The organism is Xinfangfangia pollutisoli, from assembly GCF_020179405.1.
Lineage (GTDB): Bacteria > Pseudomonadota > Alphaproteobacteria > Rhodobacterales > Rhodobacteraceae > Pseudogemmobacter > Pseudogemmobacter pollutisoli.
Genome location: NZ_JAICBZ010000036.1, coordinates 33,223 through 39,747, shown reverse-complemented (window position 1 = coordinate 39,747; position 6,525 = coordinate 33,223). Strand labels below are relative to the sequence as shown.

The 6,525-nt window shown below is 68.8% G+C and carries 9 protein-coding genes and 1 pseudogene; 1 reads left to right on the top strand and 9 read right to left on the bottom strand.

Annotated features, from left to right (window positions below; translation table 11 throughout):
* The 4 genes and pseudogenes from K1Y73_RS12155 to ybgC all read right to left on the bottom strand — a co-directional run.
* Positions 1 to 319: pseudogene (locus tag K1Y73_RS12155) on the bottom strand (cell envelope biogenesis protein TolA); the annotation flags it as partial.
* A gap of 29 nt (positions 320 to 348) precedes the next feature.
* A complete protein-coding gene (locus K1Y73_RS12150) occupies positions 349 to 822 on the bottom strand; it encodes an ExbD/TolR family protein (protein ID WP_225028564.1) in 474 nt (157 codons plus the stop codon).
* Positions 823 to 825: 3 nt separating this feature from the next.
* Positions 826 to 1,524: a protein TolQ gene (gene tolQ, locus K1Y73_RS12145; protein WP_225028563.1), complete on the bottom strand. Its 699-nt coding sequence runs from the start codon at positions 1,522 to 1,524 to the stop codon at positions 826 to 828.
* Between the two features lie 171 nt (positions 1,525 to 1,695).
* Positions 1,696 to 2,109: a tol-pal system-associated acyl-CoA thioesterase gene (gene ybgC / locus K1Y73_RS12140; protein WP_225028562.1), complete on the bottom strand. Its 414-nt coding sequence runs from the start codon at positions 2,107 to 2,109 to the stop codon at positions 1,696 to 1,698.
* Between the two features lie 124 nt (positions 2,110 to 2,233).
* On the opposite strand from ybgC, the gene K1Y73_RS12135 reads away from it, so the two are divergent.
* On the top strand, positions 2,234 to 2,716 hold the full coding sequence (locus tag K1Y73_RS12135) for a CreA family protein (RefSeq protein ID WP_225028561.1): 483 nt from the start codon (positions 2,234 to 2,236) through the stop codon (positions 2,714 to 2,716).
* 3 nt (positions 2,717 to 2,719) lie between these two features.
* Here the strand turns inward: K1Y73_RS12135 and K1Y73_RS12130 are convergent, their stop codons facing one another.
* From K1Y73_RS12130 to htpX, 5 genes are read right to left on the bottom strand one after another with little or no spacing between them, the layout of a single operon-like run.
* Complete coding sequence (locus K1Y73_RS12130) at positions 2,720 to 3,346, bottom strand: hypothetical protein (RefSeq protein WP_225028560.1); 627 nt, start codon at positions 3,344 to 3,346, stop codon at positions 2,720 to 2,722.
* Positions 3,343 to 3,660 carry a pyrophosphohydrolase domain-containing protein gene (locus tag K1Y73_RS12125; protein ID WP_225028559.1) on the bottom strand — a complete coding sequence of 106 codons (318 nt, stop codon included), beginning with the start codon at positions 3,658 to 3,660 and terminating at the stop codon, positions 3,343 to 3,345. The genes K1Y73_RS12130 and K1Y73_RS12125 overlap by 4 nt, the downstream gene beginning before the upstream one ends.
* A gap of 9 nt (positions 3,661 to 3,669) precedes the next feature.
* A complete protein-coding gene (locus K1Y73_RS12120) occupies positions 3,670 to 4,479 on the bottom strand; it encodes a hypothetical protein (RefSeq protein WP_225028558.1) in 810 nt (269 codons plus the stop codon).
* Between the two features lie 10 nt (positions 4,480 to 4,489).
* The gene (gene ruvB / locus K1Y73_RS12115; RefSeq protein WP_225028557.1) at positions 4,490 to 5,521 is read right to left on the bottom strand and encodes a Holliday junction branch migration DNA helicase RuvB; all 1,032 of its coding nucleotides are present in this window, start codon (positions 5,519 to 5,521) and stop codon (positions 4,490 to 4,492) included.
* 54 nt (positions 5,522 to 5,575) lie between these two features.
* A complete protein-coding gene (gene htpX, locus K1Y73_RS12110; protein ID WP_225028556.1) occupies positions 5,576 to 6,484 on the bottom strand; it encodes a zinc metalloprotease HtpX in 909 nt (302 codons plus the stop codon).
* Positions 6,485 to 6,525: the final 41 nt, after the last annotated feature.

Here is a 6,525-nt window from a genome sequence, read left to right as displayed (position 1 = left end):
GTTCAGCGCGATCGACAGCGCCTGACGCACGCGTCACTTCGGGCTCGGGTTCGGGCGCGGGTTCCGGCACCGGCTCGGCCGCCGGGGTTTCCGGCGCCTCCGGCCCGGCCGGTTCGACCGTGGGCGGGCTGTCCGAGGGCGGCGTGCTTTGCGCCTGCATCTCGGCGAAATCGGCCGCGCTGATCATCGAGACCGACATCGAGGGCGGCTCTTCCGGCGGCGTGGCGGTGAACAGGAAATCGCCCAGGACCACCCAAAGGATCGCGCCGGCATGGCCGATCCCCGAGGCGATGACCCCGAGCTTCATCTTGTCCTGCATCACGCCATCCTGCATGACCGGGCCCGCCCTCAGTTCCCCGCGCCGAAGTCGGGGCCCTGGCCATCGGTCACAAGCCCGATATTCGAAAAGCCGCCGGCATTCAGCGCACCCATCACCTGGGCAACCCGCTCATAGGGCAGGCTGCCATCGGCGCGCAGGAAGATCTTGTCGCTGGTGCGTTCCGCCGCAATGGCGCGCAGCCGCGGGATCAGCTCCGCCTCGGGCACTTCGGTCGTCATCACCATCACCAGCCCGTCCGCGGTCAGCGTCACGGTCAGCGGCTCTTCCTGTTCGGTGGGCAGCGCATTGGCCGCCGTCTTCGGCAGTTCGATCGGCACGCCCACGGTCAGCAGGGGCGCCGCCACCATGAAGATGATCAGCAGCACCAGCATGATATCGACCATGGGCGTGATGTTGATCTCGCTCATCGAGGCCGAGCTGCCCCGCCGCCGGCGCCTGCGGCCGCCGCCGCCGCCGGATTTCTTCATCACCCCGCCGGCCATGGCTTACGAATCCAGCTGGCGCGACAGGATCGTCGCGAATTCGTCGGCAAAGCTTTCGTAATTGCCCTGGATATGCTCGCTATCGGCATTCAGCTTGTTGAAGAACACCACCGCCGGAATGGCCGCGATCAGGCCGATGCCGGTGGCCAGAAGCGCCTCGGCGATCCCCGGCGCCACGACGGCCAGCGAGGTGTTCTGCGAAAGCGCGATCATTTCAAACGAATGCTTGATCCCCCAGATCGTGCCGAACAGCCCGATGAAGGGCGCGGTCGAGCCGGTGGTGGCCAGGAAGGACAGGCCCTTGTTCAGCTTCTCGGATTCGCGCGCGATGGCCACATCCATCGCCCGGTCGATCCGCGCCTGGGCGCCGGCGATCAGCGCGCCATCGGGCTTGTGGCTGCGCCGCCATTCCAGCATCCCCGCCGCGAACACCTTTTCCGAGGCACCCTGCGGGTCGGGACCGATCTTTTCATACAATTCATCCAGCGGCTCGCCCGACCAGAAGGCGCGGTCGAAGATCTCGGCCTCGCGCTTGGCAGCGCGGAACAGGATGTGTTTCTGGACGATGATCGCCCAAGACCAGAAGGACATGACGATCAGAAGGATCATCACGATCTGCACGGTCACGGTGGCTCGTGCGAAAAGGGCGAGCAACGAGAAGTCGATCTCGGTCGCCGCCGAAGCGAGAGTGTCGGTGTTCATTGCGCCTGCTCGTTCATGGTCGGGCCGTCACGCAGCCCGTTACCCCCGATTCTATCCAGTTTACAGGGGGAATGCCAACACAGATTGGCGAGCGGCAGCATGCCGCGCATGCGAAATCTGCATGTCGGCGGCCCCGCCGCGGGAACCCGGGCCCGCCAAAGCGCCCGGCGGCTAATGCAGGGCCGGCGCCAGCCTTGCGCGCAACTCGGGCGGCAGCCGGGCCGCGTGGCCGTCCTCGGTCAGGCAGACCAGCACGACCAGCGCCTGGAACAGCCGCTCGGCGCCGCGCCGCACCTCTTGCTCCAGCACGATCCGCGCGCCGCTGACCTGCTGGGGCCGGGTGACCACGGTCAGATCCTCGCCGAACCGCGCCGGGCGCAGGTAATCGGCCTCGACCCGGCGCACCGCGAAGACCAGGCCCTTTTCCGCCTTCAAGGCCGCCTGGTCGATGCCCAGATCGCGCACCCATTCGCTGCGGCCGCGTTCGATGAACTTCAGGTAATTGGCGTAATAGACGATTCCCGCCAGATCGGTATCTTCGTAATAGACGCGCAGCGCATGCAGATGGGGCGGGATCTCGGTCATCGCGGGGCCTTGGAACGGAATATGCCTCAGCCCCTATCGCATCGCCGCCGCCCGAAAGCCACCACGGAACGCCCCGCCCCGCCCGGCGTTGCCCTTCCAGATCCCCAACCCCAGGCGAGTACCGATGCCCCACCCCTTCCGCCGCCGCCTTCTGCCCGCCCTTCTCGTCCTGCCCCTGCTTGCCGCCCCGCTTGCGGCCGAGGAAATCGGCCAGGTCGGGGTCGACTGGGTCGGCAATGACATCATCATCGAGGCGATCGCCGATCCCAAGGTTCAGGGTGTGACCTGCCATCTGGCCTATTTCGAACGCTCGATCTACGACCGGCTGACCCAGGGCAACTGGTTCGAGGATCCGTCCTGGTCGGCGGTCGACTGCACCCAGACCGGGCCCATCACCCTGGGCGACATCGACACCGATGACAGCGGCGAGACGGTGTTCTCCGAACGCCAGTCGCTGATCCTGAAATCGATCCAGATCACCCGGGTCTATGACGCGGCAAACCACGCGCTGGTCTATCTGGCCCATGCCAGCGAGATCACCGAAGGCTCGGGCAAGATGTCGATCTCGGTCGTGCCGCTGCCGGCCGAGGTGCCGCCGCCGAACTAAGGCTCAGCCCCCGCCCAGCGCGATCCGCGCGCCCATCCGCAGCGCATGGCTGGCATCCTGCGCCACCGCCGGCAGCACCGGATCATAGGCGGCGCGGATCACCGCGGCGATGTCGGGGCGCAGGATCAGCCGGCCCTCGATCTCGGCCAGCGGAGAGGTCTCGGCAAAGGCGCGCTCGCCCCAAAGCAGGATGATCTCTGCCGCCATCGCCAGCGCCAGCGCCTCGGCCGGCAGCGCCGCCAGATGGTCATCCATGCGCAGGAAGACGAAGGCCGCCTTGATCGCGCCGGTCTCGTCGAAGCGAAAGCTGCGGTACTGGTTCGCCTCCTGCGCGGCAAGCCGGGCGCAAAGCGGGGCCAGATCGGGGATCAGCCGGTCCAGATTGGGCACCTCGGGCAGCTCGGCCCAGTCGCGGAAGAAGAACACCATCAGATTGGCGCCCAGTTCCGGGTCGGTTTCCGCCATCCTGTGCCCGGCCAGCGCCACCACCGCCTCGATCGCGCCCTTCACCACCGACAGCGTCGCATCATCGACGCCGAACACCACCGGCACCACCGGCCGGCCCCAGCGCGCGCAGAGATAGCGCCCGTCGGCGCGGGCAAACAGCGCCTCGATCGCTTCGGGGGTCATGGGCGGCACTCCGATGCGAACGTGTCGGGCAGATGGACGCCCCATTTGCGGCGGAACGCCTCGGCCAGGTCGATCCCCTGCCAATCGGCAAAGACCAGCAGAAAGCCCAGCACATCGGCCGCCTCGTCTTCCAGCGCGGCGCGGCTGCCCTCGCCCCGGGCACGGCCGTTCAGTTTCAGCCAGGCCGCCGTCATCTCGCCCATCTCTTCGGTCAGCTTGCCCAGATAGAAGGCCGGATCGCGCGCGATCCCGAACCGTTCGGCATAAAGGCGCCCCACCTCGGCCGCCGCCTGCTGCACTTCCGCAATCCTCACCCGCACCCCCTACGGCTTCGTCCTCAATTCGGTCACCCCCGCCGGCACGGCACCCGAACTGTCGCCGAAGACCCGCGTGCCCTGACCGTTTTCCCACAGCGCCACCAGCAGCGCCCCATCCGCGCGGCGCAGCGCCACGATCGCGGTCGTGTCGCCGCAATTATGCGCCTGGCAGGTCTGCGAGACCACCCAGTCGCCCTGCACCTCGAACGGATAGCCCGGGCCCGAGACCATGCGGCGCAGATCCTCCAGCGCCGAAGCCCCCAGCATCGCCTGCAACGGGCCCTGCCATTCGGCCGCGTCCAGCAGATCCTGCGACCAGCGCCCGACCCAGGCCGAGGCCGGCCCGCCCGGCGGCAGCCCCGCCTCGGCCAGGCCCTGCGGCACTTCGGCCACGTCCAGCCCCTTGCCGTCCCAGACGAAATCCACCTTGCCCTCGCCCGCAACCAGCGAAGGCAGCGTCACCACCGCCGCATCGGCCGTCCAGCCGACCACCGGCAGGTCCGCGCAGGTGCCGAACAGGTCGGTCAGCCGGACCGAGCCCGGCCGCGGATCCAGCCAGGCATAAAGCGCCGGACAGGCCGTGCCGCCGGCGGAAAAACGCACCAGCCGCACCTCGCCCAGGGGCTCGTCGAAGGCCGCATAGGTCATGCCTTCCGCGACGAAACGCTGCCCCGCGATCTCCAGCACCACATCCGGGCCCACCCGGCGCAGCACCGCCGGGCCCGAGACCGTGTCGATCCGGTCCAATTCCCGGTCGATGTCCTGCGCCAGGGCGGGCGCCGCACAAAGCAGCCCGATCAGGATCCATCCGCGCATCGCTGTCACCTCAAGCGTCGCCGAACAGATCGCTCTGCCCCGGCGGTTTCGGCGGCTCCAGCCCCAGATGCCGCCAGGCCCGCGCCCCCAGCATCCGCCCGCGCGGCGTGCGCTGGATCAGACCCTGCTGCAACAGATAGGGCTCGATCACCTCTTCGATCGCATCGCGCGGCTCGCTCAGCGCCGCGGCGATGGTTTCCACCCCCACCGGCCCGCCGCCGTAATGTTCGGCCAAAAGCGACAGATAGCGCCGGTCGGCCCCGTCCAGCCCCAGCCGGTCCACCCCCAGCCGGGTCAGCGCCCGGTCGGCCAGCGCGCGCGAAATCCGCCCGCCTTCCTCGACCAGCGCGAAATCCACCACCCGGCGCAGCAGCCGCCCGGCGATCCGCGGCGTGCCCCGCGCCCGCCGCGCGATTTCCAGACAGCCCTCGGCCTCGGCCTCGATGCCCAAAAGCCGCGCCCCGCGCGAGACGATCTCGAACAGCTCGTCCTCGGTGTAGAATTGCAGCCGGGTCGGAATGCCGAACCGGTCGCGCAAAGGCGTGGTCAAAAGCCCCAGCCGCGTGGTGGCGCCGACCAGCGTGAAGGGCTGCAGGTCGATCCGCACCGTCCGCGCCGCCGGCCCCTCGCCGATCACCAGATCCAGCGCGAAATCCTCCATCGCCGGATACAGCACCTCTTCGACCACCGGGCTCAGCCGGTGGATCTCGTCGATGAACAGCACATCGCGCGGCTCAAGATTGGTCAGGATCGCCGCCAGATCGCCGGGCTTGGCCAGCACGGGGCCAGAGGTCATGCGGAAGCCGACCCCCAGTTCGCGCGCCATGATCTGCGCCAGCGTGGTCTTGCCCAGACCGGGCGGGCCATGGAACAGCGTATGGTCCATCGCCTCGCCGCGCATCCGGGCGGATTCGATGAAGATGCGCAGATTGGCCCGCGCCTCGGCCTGGCCGATGAATTCCTCCAGCGCTTGCGGGCGCAGGGCGCGGTCGGAATCTTCCGGCAGGCGCTCGGGGCGCAATTGGGGGTCGGGGGCGATCATGGCCGGAACAATCCCCGAACGGCAGCCGGTTTGCAAGGCCCGGCCGCCCGCGCCTTAGCGCCAGGGTGCAGCACCGCGGCGCTGCCCGGCGCGCGGAATGCCGCTGCGCAGGGCCGGCGCCGCCACCGGCTCGCGTCCCGCCATCTGCATCAGCGCCGCGACCCGGTTCGCGGTCGAGGGGTGGGTGGCGAACAGATTGTCCGCCCCCTGCCCGTTCAACGGATTGATGATGAACAGATGCGCCATGGCCGGGTTGCGCTCGGCCGCGGGGTTCACCACCCGCCGCGCCAGCGCCTCGATTTTCTGCAGGGCCTGCGCCAGCCACAGGGGCTGGCCGCAGATCTCGGCCCCGATCCGGTCGGCCTCGTATTCGCGACTGCGCGAGATCGCCATCTGCACCAGCCCCGCCGCCAAGGGCGCCAGGATCATCAGCGCGATCGTCCCGATCACCCCGCCCGGCCGCTCGCGGTCATTGCCGCCGAAGAACAGCGCGAAATTCGCCAGCATCGAAATCGCCCCGGCCATGGTCGCGGTGACCGTCATGGTCAGCGTGTCGCGATGGCGAATATGGGCCAGCTCATGCGCGATCACGCCGGCCAGTTCCTCGCGGCTCAGCGCCTGCATCAGCCCCGTCGTCACGGCGACGGCGGCATGGCTGGGGCTGCGGCCGGTGGCAAAGGCATTGGGCTGCGCCGTCTCGATCACATAGACGGCCGGATGCGGCAGACCGGCGCGGTCCGATAGATCCTGCACCAGCCGCACCAGATCGAGGGCCGAGCGCGCATCGACCGGCCGCGCCCCCGTCATCCGCAACACCGCCTTGTCGGAATTCCAGAAGGCAAACAGGTTCATCGCGCCGGCAATCGCCAGCGCGATCACCGCGCCAGTGGCCCCGCCCAGCAGCGCACCAAGCCCCATGAACAGCGCCGTCATCGCGGCCATCAGAACGACTGTACGGATCATCGGCTTCCCATCCTTTCGCCAGACGATATGGAAAGCCCGGC